Source organism: Kribbella sp. CA-294648 (assembly GCF_050943845.1).
GTDB lineage: Bacteria > Actinomycetota > Actinomycetes > Propionibacteriales > Kribbellaceae > Kribbella.
Window position 1 is genome coordinate 3440405 of the sequence record NZ_CP191981.1, and the last position, 16770, is coordinate 3457174.

The 16770-nt window shown below is 68.8% G+C and carries 12 protein-coding genes and 1 pseudogene; 8 read left to right on the forward strand and 5 right to left on the reverse strand.

All coding sequences use genetic code 11. The features are described from left to right. Positions 1-101 precede the first annotated feature (101 nt). Positions 102-515 (forward strand): annotated as a pseudogene (locus tag ACQPYM_RS16485) (protein kinase domain-containing protein); the annotation flags it as partial. A gap of 617 nt (positions 516-1132) precedes the next feature. Here ACQPYM_RS16485 and ACQPYM_RS16490 read toward each other — a convergent pair. Next, positions 1133-1660, reverse strand: coding sequence for a hypothetical protein (locus tag ACQPYM_RS16490; RefSeq protein ID WP_433023536.1), 528 nt, complete (start codon positions 1658-1660; stop codon positions 1133-1135). 550 nt (positions 1661-2210) lie between these two features. On the opposite strand from ACQPYM_RS16490, the gene ACQPYM_RS16495 reads away from it, so the two are divergent. Next, a complete protein-coding gene (locus ACQPYM_RS16495; RefSeq protein WP_433023538.1) occupies positions 2211-2558 on the forward strand; it encodes a hypothetical protein in 348 nt (115 codons plus the stop codon). Between the two features lie 91 nt (positions 2559-2649). On the opposite strand, the gene ACQPYM_RS16500 is transcribed toward ACQPYM_RS16495, so the two are convergent. From ACQPYM_RS16500 to lpdA, 3 genes are all read right to left on the reverse strand, one after another. Then, positions 2650-3537, reverse strand: a complete 888-nt coding sequence (locus tag ACQPYM_RS16500) for a TIGR01777 family oxidoreductase (protein WP_433021529.1) — start codon at positions 3535-3537, stop codon at positions 2650-2652. 30 nt (positions 3538-3567) lie between these two features. Further along, positions 3568-5526, reverse strand: coding sequence for a 2-oxoglutarate dehydrogenase, E2 component, dihydrolipoamide succinyltransferase (gene sucB, locus ACQPYM_RS16505; RefSeq protein WP_433021531.1), 1959 nt, complete (start codon positions 5524-5526; stop codon positions 3568-3570). Positions 5527-5634: 108 nt separating this feature from the next. Further along, the gene (lpdA, locus tag ACQPYM_RS16510) at positions 5635-7023 is read right to left on the reverse strand and encodes a dihydrolipoyl dehydrogenase (RefSeq protein ID WP_433021533.1); all 1389 of its coding nucleotides are present in this window, start codon (positions 7021-7023) and stop codon (positions 5635-5637) included. Positions 7024-7157: 134 nt separating this feature from the next. Between lpdA and ACQPYM_RS16515 the strand changes: the two genes are divergently transcribed. After that, the gene (locus ACQPYM_RS16515; RefSeq protein ID WP_433021535.1) at positions 7158-7475 is read left to right on the forward strand and encodes a hypothetical protein; all 318 of its coding nucleotides are present in this window, start codon (positions 7158-7160) and stop codon (positions 7473-7475) included. Positions 7476-7595: 120 nt separating this feature from the next. On the opposite strand, the gene ACQPYM_RS16520 is transcribed toward ACQPYM_RS16515, so the two are convergent. Then, positions 7596-9089 carry a leucyl aminopeptidase gene (locus tag ACQPYM_RS16520; protein ID WP_433021537.1) on the reverse strand — a complete coding sequence of 498 codons (1494 nt, stop codon included), beginning with the start codon at positions 9087-9089 and terminating at the stop codon, positions 7596-7598. 178 nt (positions 9090-9267) lie between these two features. Here ACQPYM_RS16520 and gcvT point away from each other — a divergent pair, with 178 nt between their 5' ends. The 5 genes from gcvT (at position 9268) to ACQPYM_RS16545 (ending at position 16718) form a co-directional block, all read left to right on the forward strand. After that, the gene (gcvT, locus tag ACQPYM_RS16525; RefSeq protein WP_433021539.1) at positions 9268-10389 is read left to right on the forward strand and encodes a glycine cleavage system aminomethyltransferase GcvT; all 1122 of its coding nucleotides are present in this window, start codon (positions 9268-9270) and stop codon (positions 10387-10389) included. A 255-nt stretch (positions 10390-10644) separates the two neighbouring features. Beyond that, entirely contained in the window at positions 10645-11805 is a 1161-nt protein-coding gene (locus tag ACQPYM_RS16530) for an AfsR/SARP family transcriptional regulator (RefSeq protein WP_433021541.1), read from the forward strand. Next, positions 11715-13553, forward strand: a complete 1839-nt coding sequence (locus ACQPYM_RS16535; RefSeq protein WP_433023301.1) for an NB-ARC domain-containing protein — start codon at positions 11715-11717, stop codon at positions 13551-13553. The genes ACQPYM_RS16530 and ACQPYM_RS16535 overlap by 91 nt, the downstream gene beginning before the upstream one ends. A gap of 356 nt (positions 13554-13909) precedes the next feature. Continuing rightward, positions 13910-14917 (forward strand): ABC transporter permease, encoded by a 1008-nt coding sequence (locus tag ACQPYM_RS16540; RefSeq protein ID WP_433021543.1) that lies wholly within the window; start codon positions 13910-13912, stop codon positions 14915-14917. Positions 14918-14957: 40 nt separating this feature from the next. Further along, the gene (locus ACQPYM_RS16545) at positions 14958-16718 is read left to right on the forward strand and encodes an ABC transporter substrate-binding protein (protein WP_433021545.1); all 1761 of its coding nucleotides are present in this window, start codon (positions 14958-14960) and stop codon (positions 16716-16718) included. The last annotated feature ends 52 nt before the right edge of the window (positions 16719-16770 follow it).

Here is a 16770-nt window from a genome sequence, read left to right on the forward strand (position 1 = left end):
CGGTTCGCCGCTCGTTCGTCGCCGTCCACAGCCCCGCGTTCGGCCCGGTGCCTGTGGATAACTTCCGGCCCGCCGGCGCCGATCCGGGCACTCTCTTGGGTATGGCACTCGAAGACCTCTCCGGCTACAGCCTGCGCCGGGGGCTCGGGTCTGGATCAGCCGGCACCGTCTGGCTGCTCCGGGACCTGGCCACCGGGCGGCACGCTGTGCTCAAACGCATCCCCAAGGCCGCCGTCGCGGTCCCCGGCGACCTCCTCGCAGACCTCGACCTCGTCCGAACCATCGACCACCCCCACATCGCCCGACTCCTCGAAGTCAGAGAGTCCGACCGCGAGTGGCTCCTCTTCAGCCAGTACGTCGCCGCCGGCACGCTCACGTCGCTCTTGGAACGCCGAGGCGCCCTCTCGCCCGGCGAACTGGTGACCCTGATCAGCCCACTGGCCGAAGCCCTCTCCACCTTGCACAAAACCGGCCTCACCCACGGTCATCTCAACATCGGCGACATCATGTTCGACGCCGACGGCCGCCCAGTCATCACCGACGCCGGCCTCCGAACCCAAGCCCCACCCAGCACCCCCGAAGCCGACCTCACCTCTAAAGCCCACCCCACCCCCCAAACCGACCTCACCCCCCAAGCCGACCTCACCGCCCTAGCCACCATCACCTACCAAGCCGGCGGCGACCCCAAAACCTTCCCCCCGTCCCTCTTCACCACCACACCCGAAACCCTCACCCACCAATCCCTCCTCCGCGCCCACCCCCTCCCCATCCACCTCGGCTTCACCAAAGACAACCCAACCCCCACCATCCAGCCAACCGACCCACCCGCTCCTACCACCACCGAATCTGGGTTTGCGCCGACTGCGGTCTCCCCGGCAGATCCGCCGAGCACAAGCATCGCCTCACCCATCCCCAACGCCACTGCACAAGCACTTCGCCCAGCCCTCGCAACTCGTCCACCCTCAACCAACTCACCCACCCCGCGAGCACCCGGCCCCGCCCCCGCAACCCCGCCAACCCACCCCGCCCTCCCACCGACCCCAACCAACTCACCCGCGACCGACGCCGACCAGCTCGCGCCGCACTCCACCCCCTCACCCACCTCAACTACCGAGGCGAGTCCATCGCCTGCTCACGTCCCCTCGCTCCCATCCCGCGAGCCGAGGGCCCCGTCTGCTCCGATCTCCCCGACAGAGCCAACGGCCACAAGCACCACCTCACCCACCTCTCGGCCGACGCCCGCCGTCTCGCGCCCCTCAGCCGAGCCGCCCGCCCCCGAAGCCAGCCCGCCATCGCCACCATCCACTGACTCCGACACCTGGAATGCTTGGCGCTCGATCTTCACCCCCTCGCCAACTCCACCCACCCCAACGAAGCCGCCCACCAACGACGTCCCCATCCCGCGCCCCACGCCGACCCCGACCCCGACGCGGATACCGACCCCGCCCTCGACCCCGTCGGCATCGTCGCCTGCACCCGCCGGCTCGCCCGCCGCAACCAACTCAACAGGCTTGCCCGTCGGCCACACCTGGTCGGCGCTATCCACAGATTCCGGCGGGCCGACTAAGGCGTCACCTCCAAGCGACACCTCGGCGGCGTCCTCTTCTGCGTTCAACAGCTGGCCCGCTTGGGATTCCACCGCTGTCAGCTCGTACTCCACCGGAGTTGGTACGAAGAGTCAGCGAGGTTCTTCGCGGAGGTCCGGAGGCCGCGGACTGCGGCGTAGGTTCGCCCGGCGAACGCAGGAGAGCGGCCGCCTCGCGCGGGCGAGCCCCGCTCGAAACCGACACCGTTCCGGTCACCGCAGAACGATCGGACGCGAATCAAGTCGGCAAAGAACAAGTCGCGCAGTACTCCGAACCCTGCGGACGAGGCGCGCGGCGTACGGGATCCTCGCAGCCTGCGGCGCAGGTGCTCTGACGACACTCGTCATCGCCCTCGCGACCCTCGGCGTTCTCGGCCAACCCACCGCAGGTTCCGCAGCCACCTCGACGCCCACCACCACGCCGACCTCACGCACCCCATCCGCGCCCACGCCCTCCGCACCCACCACCCCACCGCGGACGCCGCCGAAATCAACCCCCACGCCAGTGCCGACTCCACCCGTCTCACGTACCAAGCCGACGCACCCACGAGGTGGCCCGCATACAACCCCAACAAATCCATCGAGGTCGGCGGAGAGCGCCAAATGGCTGCGCATCTTGGAGGGTTTGGATGCCGGCCGGTCCCGCGCCTTCGCGACCCTCAACCCAGCTCAACTCGACGCCGTCTACGTCCGCGGCAGCTCACCGTGGTCCGCCGACCGCGCCCTCCTCGCCTCCTACCGCAAGCAGCACATCCGCATCGAAGCACTCCGCCTACAAATCCACGCGGTGACTGTAGAGACCCCAGGCCAAACAACCGTCGTACTACGCATAGTCGACCGCCTCATCTCCGGAGCAGCAGTCACCGCCTCCGGCCAGCGAACCCAGTTCCCACCAGGCCAACCAACCACCCGCCGCCTCACCGTCACCACCACCGCCGGCCACTGGCGAATAGCCGCAATAACCAGAGCCTGACCTCAACCCACACCACCGCGAGGTGCGATGCCAAGCCTTTCCCTGCCCGACCCTCACAACACACGCTTGGCGGACGACGGTCGAGCGGGGGTTACGTCAGGGCTGCGGTTAGGGCTGTTGCTGCGGTGGGGTGGGTGAAGGTGAAGGAGGAGGACAGCAGGGCGTTGGGGAGGGCTCGTTTGCTGCCTAGTAGTTCCCAGGCGAATTCGCCTAGGAGGGTTTTGAGAGCGAAGGAGGGGACTGGGACAAGGGTTGGGCGGTGTAGGGCTGCGCCCAAGGCCTTGGTGAAGTCTTGGTTGGTGACTGGGTTGGGGAGGGCCACGTTGACTGGGCCGGCTACGTGGTTGGTTTCGGCGCAGTGGCGGACGGCTCGGAGCCAGTCGGTTAGGGAGACGACGGGGAAGTACTGCTTGCCTGAGCCGAGGCGGCCGCCGAAGCCTAGGCGGAACGGCAGGGAGAGCAGTTGGAAAGCTGGGGCTGCGCGGTCTAGTACTACGCCTGTCCGCAGCGCGACGACTCGGCAGCCGGCATCGCGGGCTGGGTCGGTGGCGCCTTCCCAGACTCGTACTACGTCGGAGAGGAAGCCTTCGCCGAGTTCGGACTCCTCCGTGAGGATGCGGTCGCCGCAGTCCTTGCCGTAGCCGCCGATGCCGCTCTGCGTGATCAACACCGGCCGCTGCTCCAGTTGCGCGGCCGCCGCGGCGAGCGTGGCGTTCGTGCTGACCCGGCTCTCCCGGATGACTTTCCGGTACGCCGGCGTCCAGGGCCGGCCGATGTTCGCGCCGGCCACGTTGACGATGACGTCGGCATTCTCGAGCGCGGCGGGATCGAGCTGTCCACGAGCCGGGTCCCAGCGGACTTCGCTCGGCTGCGACGGTTCGCGCCGTACCAGGCGGGTGACCTGGTGGCCGTCAGCCACCAGGTCCCGCGCGAGTGCCTTACCGAGGAAGCCGGAAGAGCCGGCGAGCACGTACTTCACGAGTCACACAGCTCCGGCTTCTCGGGTTGGTCAGACGTCGAACTGGGCTTCTTCGAGGCGCTGCTTGACCGCCGTCAGGTAGCGGGCCGCGTCGGCGCCGTCGACCAGGCGGTGGTCGTAGGTCAGCGCCAGGTAGACCATCTGCCGGATCGCGATCGTCTCGCCGAGCTCCGGGTGGGTGATCACGACCGGGCGCTTGACGACCGCGCCGGTCCCGAGCATGCCGACCTGCGGCTGGTTCAGGATCGGGGTGTCGAACAGCGCGCCGCGGCTGCCGGTGTTGGTGATCGTGAACGTCCCGCCGGCCATCTCGTCCGGGAGCACCTTGTTGGTCCGGGTGCGCTCGGCCAGGTCGGCGATCTTCTTGGCCAGGCCGGCGATGTTCAGGTCACCGGCGTTGTGCACGACCGGGACCATCAGGCCCTTCTCGGCGTCGACGGCGATGCCCAGGTGCTCGGCCGCGTGGTACGTGACCTCGCCGGCCTCGTCGTTGATCGACGCGTTCAGCTTCGGGTACTGCTTCAGCGCGTCCACCGCGGCGAGCGCGAAGAACGGCAGGAAGGACAGCTTGACGCCCTCGCGGGCCCGGAACTCGGCCTTCTTCGCGTTCCGGAGCTTGGCGATCTCGGTGACGTCCACCTCGACCACGGTGGTCAGCTGCGCCGAGACGTGCAGCGAGTTGACCATGTGGTTGGCGATGGCCTTGCGGATCCGGCTCATCTTCTCGGTGGTGCCACGCAGCGGGCTGACCACCGGAGCCGACTTCGCCGCGGGGGCGGAGCTGGACGCGGCGGCCGGGGCCGGAGCTGCGGCTGCCGCGGCCTTCTGGGCCTCGGCAGCAGCAAGCACGTCCTGCTTGCGGATGCGGCCGCCGACGCCGGTGCCCTGTACCGAGCCGAGGTCGACCTGGTGCTCGGCGGCCAGCTTGCGGACCAGCGGGGTGACGTAGTTCGGGCTGTCGGAGGAGGAGCCGTTCGACGACGCTGCCGGGGCCGAAGGTACGGCCTGCGGTGCGGGTGCCTGGGTGCGGGTCGCCTGCGGTGCCGGAGCCTGGGCTGCGGGCTGAGCCGCCTGCGGGGCGGGAGCCTGAGCGGCGGGCTGCGCCGGGGCGGGTGCCGACTGCGGAGCGGGAGCTGCCTGGGCCTGCGGTGCCGGAGCTTGCTGGGCCGGAGCCTGAGCCTGGGGAGCCTGAGCCTGCTGGGCCGGGGCCTGAGCTTCCGGGCCCGGGGCCGACTGGGCGGGGGCTGCCGGGGCTGCGGGGGCCGAGGCGGGGGCTGCGTCGCCGGAGCCGACGATGGCGAGTTCGGCGCCGACCTCGACGGTCTCGTCCTCGGCGACCTTGATCTCCAGCAGCTTGCCGGCGACCGGGGACGGGATCTCGGTGTCGACCTTGTCGGTGGAGACCTCGAGCAGCGGCTCGTCGACCGCGACGTCGTCGCCGACCTGCTTCAGCCAGCGGGTGACGGTGCCTTCCGTGACGCTCTCACCGAGCGCCGGGAGCGTTACCGACGTACCGGAGTTGCCCCCGGAGGATGCCTGCTGCGCGGGAGCGGCCTCGGCCGGGGCCGGCTGCTCCGTGGCCGCATCGCCCGAGGATTCCTGCTCCTGCGGCGCGGAGGTCTGCTCGGCCTCCGCCTGCTGCTCGGCGGGGGCGTCGGTCTGCTGTGCGGCCTGCGGCTCGGCCTCGGCCGGAGCTTGGGCCTCGTCCTGCTCGGCGGCCGGCTGGTTGGAGTCGGAGGCGGTGGATTCGCCGGCGTCGCCGATGACGGCGAGTTCCGCGCCGACCTCGACGGTTTCGTCCTCGGCGGCCTTGATCTCCAGCAGGGTGCCGGCCACGGGCGAGGGGATCTCGGTGTCGACCTTGTCGGTCGAGACCTCCAGCAGGGGCTCGTCGACGGCAACCGTGTCACCGACCTGCTTGAGCCAGCGGGTGACGGTTCCTTCGGTGACGCTCTCCCCGAGGGCCGGCAGAGATACTGAGGTCGGCATGACGGTCGTTAGCTCCTTCGTCTGATCGGTACGAGTGTCAGCCTACGGTGCCGCTCGAACCGGCGGGATCTGGGTCACACGAGACCCGCCGGGCCGGGCGGCAAAACTTTACTCGTGGAAGTGCAAAGGCTTTCCGGCCAGCGCGAGATGCGCTTCGCCGAGGGCTTCGTTCTGGGTCGGGTGGGCGTGCACGAGCGGCGCGACGTCGGCGGGGAAGGCCTCCCAGTTGTAGATCAGCTGCGCTTCGCCGATCAGTTCGCCGACCCGCGAGCCGACCATGTGCAGGCCGACCACGGCGCCGTCCTTGGCCCGGACCAGCTTCACGAAACCCTGGGTCTTGAGGATCTGGCTCTTGCCGTTGCCGCCGAGGTTGTAGTTGAGGATCTCGACCTCGCCGTACTTCGCCTTCGCCTGCTCCTCGGTCAGCCCGACCGAGGCGACCTCCGGCTCGGAGTAAGTGACGCGCGGGATGCCGGCCTCGTCGATCGGCGCGGGGTTGAGCCCGGCGATGTGCTCGGCGACGAAGATGCCCTGCTGGAAACCTCGGTGCGCGAGCTGCAGGCCGGGCACGATGTCGCCGACGGCGTAGACGCCCGGCACGCTGGTCTGCAGGTGCTCGTCGACGGTGACGAAGCCGCGGTCGAGCGCGACGCCGACCTCCTCGTAGCCGAGTCCGGCGGTGTTCGGGCCACGGCCGACGGCGACCAGCAGCAGCTCTGCCTCGATCACCTCACCACCGGCGACGGTCACCCGGACGCCGTTGTCCACGACCTCGACCGACTCGAACGGCGTACCGGTCTTGAAGGCGATCTTGCGCTTGCGGAAGGCGCGCTCGAGGGTCTTGCTGCAGTCGGCGTCCTCGGCCGGCACCAGCCGGGGGAGCGCCTCGACGATCGTCACCTTGGTGCCGAACGAGGTCCACGCGCTGGCGAACTCGACGCCGATCACGCCGCCGCCGAGGATCACCGCGGACTCGGGCACCCGGTCGAGTGTCAGCGCGTGCTCGCTGGCGATCACCCGGTGGCCGTCGAGCTCGAGGCCCGGCAGCGACTTGGAATACGAGCCAGACGCGATGATGACGTTGCGACCCGTGTACGTCGTACCGCCGACGGCGACCGTCGTCGGGGAGGTCAGCCGTCCCTCGCCCTCGATCACGGTGATGCCGCGGGCCTTGATCTGCCCCTGCAGCCCCTTGAACAGCCGGTCGACGACCCCGTCCTTGTACTTGTTCACCCCGCCCATGTCGACACCCTCGAGCGTCGACCGGACCCCGAACTGCTCGCCTTCACGGGCCGAGTCCGCGACCTCGGCCGCGTGCAGCAGCGCCTTGGTCGGGATACAGCCGCGGTGCAGGCAGGTGCCGCCGAGCTTGTCCTTCTCCACCAGAGCCACTGACATACCCAGTACTGCGGCGCGCAGCGCGGCGGCGTAGCCACCACTGCCTCCGCCGAGGATCACCAGGTCGTACGTCGTGCTGCTGTCTGCCGTGTTCGTCACGAGTTCCTCCGTGGGCGTCAAGGTCGGCGGGCGGCCCCGGATCGCGGAGTTCCGGCCCGGGCGTCATCTTGTCACCGCCGGCCGTCCGCGTCGCTCCCGGGCCGGATTTGCGGGAATGGTGGACACTGTCTCCCATGAAGTGGTTCGGTCGCCGGCAGAAGCCCGGCACGATGCGCAAGTCGGACACGCCCGACCAAGCGCACCTGCGAGAGTTCGCCCAGACCCGGCAGGGTGTCGAAGGCTTCGTCGAGCCCCGCACGGCGGTGACCGACTACACACTGCTCCTGGTCGCCATCGACGGCGAATGGACCCGCCGCCGCGTCCCATCGGTCCAATGGGCCCACAACTTCGCCAACAAGATGGGCATCCCGTCGTACGACGCCGCCGTCGTCGGCTACCCACCCCGCATGCGCGAGTACAACGCCCGCAAAAAGCGAGAAGGCCTGCTCTGACCCGAGTGGGCAGAGCGCGCGGCCGGCGACAGGGGCGCGACATTGGGCTCGCCCCGACGCGACGCCAAAGCACCGAGCTCGCCTGACCCAGGGTTCTGGGCCAGGCGGGAGTTGCTCGGGCTAGCTGGCTGCGGCGGCTAGTTCTATGAGGGTGCGGACTGAGTAGCCGGTGCCGCCGCTGGTGGTGTAGCCGGTGGGGGCGCCTTCGTTGAAGGCTGGGCCGGCTACGTCGAGGTGGACCCAGTCGATGCCGTCGGCAACGAAGTCGCCGAGGAAGGCGGCTGCTGCCAGGGCGCCGCCCCAGGCTTCGCCGGTGATGTTGGCCAGGTCCGCGATCTTCGAGTGGGAGCGCAGTTTCTCCAGCATCTCGGTGGGGATCGGCAGCGGCCACATCGCCTCGCCGGCGGCCACGGCGGCGTCGACCACCCGGTCGCGGGCGGTGTCGGTGTTGGCGAACGCGCCGGCCACCTTGGTGCCCAGGGCAACGACACAGGCGCCGGTCAGGGTGGCCACGTCGACGATCAGGTCGGGCTGGTCCTCACAGGCCCGGACCAGGGCGTCGCCCAGGACCAGCCGGCCCTCGGCGTCGGTGTTCAGCACCTCGACCGTCTTGCCGCCGTACATGGTCAGTACGTCGGACGGCCGGGCCGCCGAACCGGACGGCATGTTCTCGGCCATCGCGGCGTACGTCGTCACCTGCACCGGCAGGCCGAGTCGCGCGATCGCCACGGTGGCGGCGATCACGGCGGCGGCGCCGGCCATGTCGGACTTCATCGAGATCATCCCGTTGGCCGTCTTCAGCGACAGGCCGCCCGAGTCGAAGGTGATGCCCTTGCCGACGAAGGACAGGTGCGTCACCGGCTTCTTCGGCGTATAGGTCAGCCGGACCAGCCGCGGCGGGTTGTCCGAGCCCTGACCGACGCCGAGGATGCCGCCGTACCCGCCCTTGGCGAGCGCCTTCTCGTCCATCACCTCGACCTTGACGCCGTGCTCCTTGCCCAGCTTCTGGGCGTGCGCGGCGAACTCGGCGGGGTGCAGGTCGGACGGGGGAGTGTTCACCCAGTCGCGGACCTGGTGGACGGCGTCGGCGGTCACCTCGGCCCGCTCCAGCGCGGCCTTGGCGTCCTTGCCGCGGGCCAGGTCGGTCAGCACGACCACGTTGCCCGGTACGTCGTTGTTCGCCTCGGACTTGTAGGCGGTGAACGCGTAGCGGCCGATCAGCGCGCCCTCGGCGACCGCGCGGACGCACTCGGCGTCCGGCGTCGGCAGCGCGAACGCGATCGACTGGCCGTTCTTGGCGGCACGGACGCCGACTCCCGCGGCGACCCGCAGGTCCTCGGTCTTCAGCGCGCCGTCAGGGGCACTGCCCAGCCCGACCGCGATCAGCATCGCCGACTTGCCCGGCTTCGGCCCCGGGACCTTGGTGACCTCACCGGCCTTGCCCGTGGCGCCGAGCCCGGCCAGCACCTCCACCAGCTTCCCGCCGTAGGCGGCGTTCAGCGACTCGGTGCCGGCGGGCAGAGCCACTCCGCCGTCGAGCTTGACCACGCCGATCACCAGGACGTCGGTCTTGACGCCGGCCGGATCGGACTTGCTCAGGGTGATGGTGCTCACGAAATCCTCAGTCCTCCTTGACCGGGTGGCAGGTGCCGGTCGTGACGGTACGTGAATGCTGCCTCCGCATGCTACGCGGCGCACCCCCGAGTGCGCCGTGTCGGGAGCACCAACCGCGACGCGCAGCCAGTGATGTCGGCCGCATCGCGAGGCGGCCGGGTCCGGTAAGTTCCGCTGCATGACCGAGTCTCCCGTTCTGAAGAAGTCCCCTCTGCACGAGCGGCACGTCGCCCTCGGCGCCAAGTTCGCCGAGTTCGGCGGCTGGGAGATGCCGCTGGAGTTCAGCGGGGTCGTCGCCGAGCACACCGCGGTCCGGACCTCCGTCGGCGTCTTCGACGTGAGTCACCTGGGCAAGGCGACCGTCAAGGGCCCGGGCGCCGCGGCGTACGTGAACTCCTGTCTGACCAACGACCTGGGCAAGATCGCGCCGGGCCAGGCGCAGTACACGCTGTGCTGTGCCGAGGACGGTGGCGTGGTCGACGACCTGATCGCGTACCTGCACGCCGACGACGACGTGTTCCTCATCCCGAACGCGGCGAACACCGCCGAGGTCGTCCGCCGGCTGGCCGAGCAGGCGCCCGACGGCGTAGAGGTGACCAACACGCACGACGACTACGCGATCCTCGCCGTCCAGGGCACCGACAGCGACGCGGTCGTCGGCGCGATCGGCCTGCCCACCGGCCACGACTACATGTCCTTTGCCGTCGCTGCCTTCCCCGATGAGCACGGTTCCGGTACTCCGGTAGTCGTCTGCCGCACCGGCTACACCGGTGAGCGCGGCTACGAGCTCGTAGTACCGAATGAGGCCGCAGTAGCCGTCTTCGACGCGCTGCTGAAGGCAGGGGAGCAGTACGGTCTGGTCCCGGCCGGCCTGGGCGCCCGTGACACCTTGCGGACCGAGATGGGCTACCCGCTGCACGGCCAAGACATCTCGCCGCAGATCACGCCGGTCCAGGCCCGCTCGGGTTGGGCAGTGGGCTGGAAGAAGGAGCACTTCTGGGGCGACCAGGCGCTGCGCGCGGAGAAGGAGGCCGGCCCGGCCCGGATCCTGCGCGGCCTGCGTGCGGTCGGCCGCGGCATCCCGCGGCCTCACATGACCGTGGTCGACCCGGCCGGTACGGCGCTGGGCGAGGTCACCTCCGGGACGTTCTCCCCAACCCTCAAGAAGGGCATCGCCCTGGCGCTGCTCGACGCCGCCGTCAAGGAAGGTGACCAGGTCGCCGTGGACATCCGCGGCCGGCAGGAGCCCTTCGAGGTGGTCAAGCCCCCGTTCGTCACGGTCCACGTCCGCGAGAGCTGACCCCGGCGCCGCCGACCCCGGGTACCGCTCAGTCGGACCCGGGGTTCGTCGCGCATGCGCGGAGCCGCCGTACCGCGGCAATGAGCCCGTACTCCGTCTGCGCTCAAGCACCAACCCCGCCCTGGGTCCGGCACGGGCGACAACAGTGTGGACACCACTCCCAGCAGGGCCACCGCAGTACCGCTCAACCAGCGCATAGTCGCAGCATGTGTGAAAGCTGTTACCCAGCGCCTACCACCGGGCTACCCTGCGCAAGTGGATTACCGCTTGCTAGGTCCGGTGGAGGTCTGGGCGTCCGGCCGCAAGGTGGAGCTCAAGCGGCGACAGGAGCGGCTTCTGCTAGCTGTCCTGCTGCTGGAGCCGGGCAAGATCGTGTCGACAGACCGGCTGATCGGCCTGCTGTGGCCGGAGGAGCAGCCGGGCAATCCGAAGCGGGCACTGCAGGTCTACGTCTCCCGCCTTCGTTCGGTCCTGACAACCGAAGACCCCAAAGCACAGCTGACCGGTGGGGCTCAGGGGTATGCGCTCCAAGGTGCGGGCGGGCGGACCGATGTCGAGAAGTTCGTCGCCTTGGTGGACCGGGCTCGCGGGTTGCCAGACCTCGAGCAGCGCCGCGAGCTACTGGTCGAGGCGCTGGCTCTGTGGCGCGGCCCTGCCCTTGCTGATGTCGCCTCCGAGGACGTACGCCGACGGCTGTGCGGCGGACTCGACGAGTCGCGGTGGGCAGCCTTGGAGCTGCGGCTGACGACCGACCTTGCCCTGGGGCGTCACCAGGAACTGCTTCCTGAGCTTGCGCAACTGACCAGTGGCGAGCCGACCCGGGAAGGCCTGGCAGCGGCACGCATGCTGGCCTTGTACCGCTCCGGTCGGCAGGCCGAAGCACTGGCCGCCTACGCCGAGCTCGCGCGTCATCTCGATGAGGACCTGGGGATCGAGCCAGGTCCTGCGGTCCGCGAGCTCCAGGTGGCGATACTGCGGCATGACGAGTCGCTGAGCCTCTCCGCACACTCGGCTGGCCCACGGGAGCTCCCCGCCGATGTGGGTCTGCTGGTCGGGCGTGACGAACTCCTGGCCGAGCTGTCCGGAGTACTGACGCGCGCAGGACGCCAGAGCGGCGTACCGGTTGTGGTGTGTCTGTACGGCGGGGCGGGGACCGCAAGTCGGCAGCTGCGGTCCGTCTGGGGCATCGGCTCGCTGAGCAGTACTCGGACGGGCAGGTCTTCGTCCGCTTGCAGGATGTCAATGGGGAGGCCGTACCGGCCCGGACCGTCCTCGGGCGGCTGCTGCGGTCGCTGGGTGTCGACGGGCAGGAGATCCCTGATTCATTGGAAGAACGGTCGTCACTGCTCCGCAGTACGTTGGCAGGGCGAGCTGTCCTCCTGGTCTTCGACGACGTACTGGACGCAGGCCAGTTGAGGCCGCTCATGCCGGCCGGCGGCCGCTGCGCCGTCATCGCCACCTCGCGGCAGCCTCTGCTGGGCCTGGAGGACGCCGTCCACCGAGAGGTCCAGCCGCTGGGCGAGGAGCCCAGTGCGCAACTACTCGGCTCCCTCACCGGCATACAGCCCACCGACCTCACCCAGATCATCCAGTACTGCGCCGGCCTGCCGCTGGCCCTGCGCATCGTCGGAGCCCGTCTCGGCATCGCCCGCGAGGACGTCGCCGAGGTACTTCGCAGCCTGGCCGACGACACCCGGCGACTCGACTACCTCGTGGCCGGGGACCGTGCGGTCCGAGCCAGCCTCGAGCTCACCCTGCGGAGTGCAGACCCAGTCGCCCAGAGACTGTTCGCGCTGCTGTACCTGGTCGGCGCCGACGAGTTCTCGTCCTGGGTCGCCGCGCCACTGCTCGGGCTCGGCGAGGCCCAGGCCGATGCCGTGTTCGACGGACTGGTCGCCCTCGGCCTGCTGCAACAGCGGCGGACGGAGCCCGCGACGTACGGCATGCACGGCCTGGTCCGCTCGTACTCCGGGGAGCTGCTGGCCCAGATCTCCCCGGAGGTTCTAGCGGGCATCGAAGAGCGGTACTTGTCCACCGTCCTGCGTCTACTGACGATCGCCGACGAGCAGATCGAGCACGGGGTCATGCTGCTGATCCCGATCGACAGCGGCAGCTCCAGGACGCTGCCGGCGGCGGACGTAGCCGCCGCGAAGGGCGCCGACTGGCTCGACGGAGAACTACCGGTGATCCAGGCTGCCATCGCTCTTGCGGCGGAGCGACAGGTGCGCCTGGCAGCCATGCTGACCCTTCGACTCCAGGGCTACCTGACAGTCCGCGACCATCGAGAGATTGCCGAAGCCATCTTGCGGCGGGTCCGGGACGCGGTGGCCGTCAGCGGTTCGCCCGAGCTGGAGTCGGAACTCGACCGGGCCTTGTTCGGTGTCAGAGCTCGATTCACCGCTCCGCTGGCCGAGCTGAGCGAGCTTGCGCAGCGGAGTCTGGCCTCGGCGGTCCGAACAGGCACGGCCGAGGCGCGGATTCTCGCGCTGGGCCAGGTCGGCTGGGCGGCCGAGGCCGCCGCGGACGGTAAGCGTCAGCTCGAGGCGGCCCAGCGAATGCTGGCGTTGCTCGACGAGGATCCTTCAGCGGCCGCGTCGCGGGCGAGGGCGTTCGACCATCAGGGCGGGGCCATGATGCTGCTGGGGCGAATCGCCGAGGCGCAGCAGGCCTTTCGCGAGGGAATCCGGGCGACGCCGGCTGGAAGCCGCGTGCAGGCGATTCGTCAGGTGAATCTCGCGGACGCGCTGCTCGCAGGCCCCGACCGGGGTTCGGCGCACGTCGACGAACTGAGCGCGGTACTCACCCAGGCGCGCGAGACCGTCGAGCGACTCGGTGACACGTTGGGGCTGGCCTATGTCTGTACGGCGCAGGGACGGCTGATGGTGGCGCTCGGCGAACTCGACAGCGCTGGGGAGCTGCTGGAACAAGCCGCGGCGATATTCCGGGACAGACCAGCCAGAGCCGGCGAGGTAGCCAACGCGATGGGAATCGCGGCGTTGCAGTTCACCGCGGGGCAAATCGAGCCGGCGCGGAACACCCTGCGCACCGAATTGAAGGAATCCGGCACCGGTCACTTCCCGTTCAACCGGCACGCGATCTTGCATCAGTGGGCTCTGTTCGACCCCGAAGGCTGTCCGGCTGAGCTTGCTGAACACGATGAGTGACGAGTGCCGCAAATACCGATTCCGTCCTATTGGTTGCACGTTCAGTGACAATTTGGCACAAAAGGGCCACTGACCGCGCTGTGCCGACGCTGTTCGCGCTGATTCGGGTGCGCACAGTAACCATTGGCGACAAATGTTCCGGTCCGGTATGTGTTCCGGTAACGATTTGTGCACTGCTGCCAGAACCCGCTGGTTTGCCGTCACGGCGTCGGGCAGGCTAGCGCGCGGCTGTGGGGGATCGACCCTTGTCAAGGGATTTGCACGAAGGTGCAAAGGGTCGGCGCCTGGCCCGATCCACCGACCGCAGCCGGTTCTGACTTCCCGGAATTCTGGCTGACCAAGCTGACGGAGCGCGAATGACTATTGGGTCACCCGACTCGACCGTAGGCGTCGAGGACCACCCGGCGTCGGCCGAGCCGGTTCGTCCGGCGACGGTGCCGCACGGCAAGTCCCCGACCCGGATCGCGCTGGACCGGCTCCGCAAGGACAAGGTCGCGGTCACCTGCGCCGTCATCGTGCTCGGCTTCGTCCTGATCGCGCTCTTCGCCCCGTTGCTGGCCAAGCTCGAGGGCAGCGACATCAGCACCTTCAACGCCGACCTGGTCGACGAGTACGGCTACCCGACGTTCGTGGCGAACGCCCAGCACTGGTTCGGCGTCGAGCCGAAGACCGGCCGGGACAACTTCGCCCGCTGGGTGTACGGCGCCCGGCCGTCGCTGGCCGTCGCCTTCGTCGCGACCGTGATCGGCACCATCACCGGTGTCGTGATGGGCCTGCTGGCCGGCTTCCTCGGCGGCTGGGTCGACCGGATCATCTCCTGGGTCATCGACTTCGTGCTGAGCCTGCCCTACCTGCTGTTCGCGATCGCGATGGTGCCGATCGTCGAGTCGCTGCGCGGCGGTTCGTTCAACCTCAGTCCGGCCGAGCAGGCCTCGACCCGGTTCCTGGTGCTGATCTTCGTGCTCTCGTTCTTCGGCTGGGCCGGGCTGGCCCGGATCATCCGGGGCGAGGTGCTGTCCCTGCGCGAGCGCGAGTTCGTGCTCGCCGCCAAGGCGATCGGCGTACCGACCCACCAGGTGCTGTTCAAGGAACTGCTGCCGAACCTGGTCGCCCCGATCGTGATCTCGGCCTCGCTGTCCCTGCCGGCCTACGTCACCGCCGAAGCCGGTCTGTCGTTCCTGGGCGTCGGGCTGATCGAGCCGATCCCGTCCTGGGGGCAGACGATCGCCAACGCCACCAACTGGTTCAAGGCCGACCCCCTCTACCTGTGGCTTCCCGTACTGGGCATCACCGTCCTGGTGCTCGCCCTCGCCCTGCTGGGTGACGCGGTGCGCGACGCCTTCGACCCCAAGACTCGTCGGTAGCCCGGCGTTGCCCCAGCGGCAGAAAAGGAGAAACACGACAATGCAGTGGAAACGGATCACCGCGGTCGCGGCGACGGTCATGCTGGCCGTCGCGGCTTGCGGCAGCCCGTCGGCGAGCAACAAGTCAGGCGGCAGCGACGAAGGCAACCTGGGCGGCGCGCAGGTGAAGGCCACCGACGCCACGGCCAAGGGCCCGGCGCCGGAGCTCGAGGGCGCCAAGAAGGGCGGGACGATCACGATCCTGTCCGACGTGACGCCGGACACCTTCGACCCGACGAACATCTACTACACCGACGGTAACCAGATCGCGAAGCTGTACATGCGCGCGCTGACGCAGTACAAGCTGGACCCGAAGACGCAGAAGCCGACCCTGGTTCCCGACCTCGCCGAGGATCTGGGCACCAAGTCGGCCGACGGTCTGAGCTGGACCTTCAAGCTGAAGCAGGGCATCAAGTACGACGACGGCACGCCGGTCAAGGCCGCCGACTACGCGTACGCCATCAAGCGGTCCTTCGCCCACGACCTGTACGACCAGGGTCCGGCCTACCAGTTGCAGTTCTTCAAGGACGGCGACAAGTACAAGGGCCCGTACGGCGCGAACGGCGCGGACTACGCCGGTGTCGAGACGCCGGACGAGAAGACGCTGATCATCCACCTGCGCAAGAAGTTCGACGATCTGCCGTTCTACGCCGCCTTCCCGCTGTTCACGCCGATCCCGCAGGCCGCGGACACGAAGAAGGAGTACGAGCTCAAGCCGAAGTCGACCGGCCCGTACAAGCTCGCGTCGCTGACGCCCGGTTCGGAGCTGAAGCTGGTCAAGAACGAGCACTGGGACCCCAACACCGACCCGGTGCGGTATCAGTACGTCGACGGCTTCAACTTCAAGTTCGCCCAGGACACCATCAAGGTGCAGCGCCAGGTACTGGCCAGCTCCGGTGTGGACGCGAACGCGCTGAACTACAGCAACCTGGACGCCAGCCTGCTGAACGAGGTCAAGGACCAGAGCCAGATCATCAAGGGCGACTCTCCGTGCGTCATCACGTTCTCGATGGACACCCGGAAGATCCCCTTGGACGTCCGCAAGCTGATCGCCAAGGCCTACCCGATGGACGACTGGCGCAAGGTCGCCGGCCTGACGCCGGACACCGCGGTCCCGGCCTCCACCTACCTGCCGCCGGCCGTTCCGGGCTACGAGAAGTACGAGCTCCCGGGCCTGACCGGCAAGGGCAAGGGCGCCCAGGACCCGGCCATCGCCGAAGAGGTCAAGAACAAGCTGAAGGAGCTCGGCAAGTCGAATTTCGAGCTCAGCTGGTACTACTCCAACGACGACCCGATCACCACCCAGGTCAACCAGCTGCGCACCCAGACGTTCGAGAAGGCCGGCTTCAAGGTCAAGGCGATCGGTGTGCCGAAGGCCAAGATCCGGACCCTGATCGGCAACCAGAACGGTCCGGTCAACATCGGCAAGGCTCCGGGCAGCTGGTGCTCCGACTGGCCGTCCGGCACCAGCTGGTTCCCGGTGCTGTACAAGTCCGACGCGATCGAGCTGGGCAACAGCCAGGGTCAGCTGCAGGACCCGAAGCTGGACGCCGAGATCGACCGGGTCGCCGCCCTCAGCCCGGACGAGCAGCTGAAGGAATGGCCGAAGATCGACAAGATGATCATGCAGGACTACCTGCCGTCGGTCCCGCTGTACTACTCGGCCAGCGCCTTCCCGGTCGGTAAGAACATCGGTCACGCGGTCAACGACCCGACCCAGGGCATGCCCGAGTTCACCTCGTTGTACCTGAAGCAGCCCTGATCGACGCTGCCGAAGGCAGTCGTCTGATCTGAACGGAGGGGTGGTGGCCGGA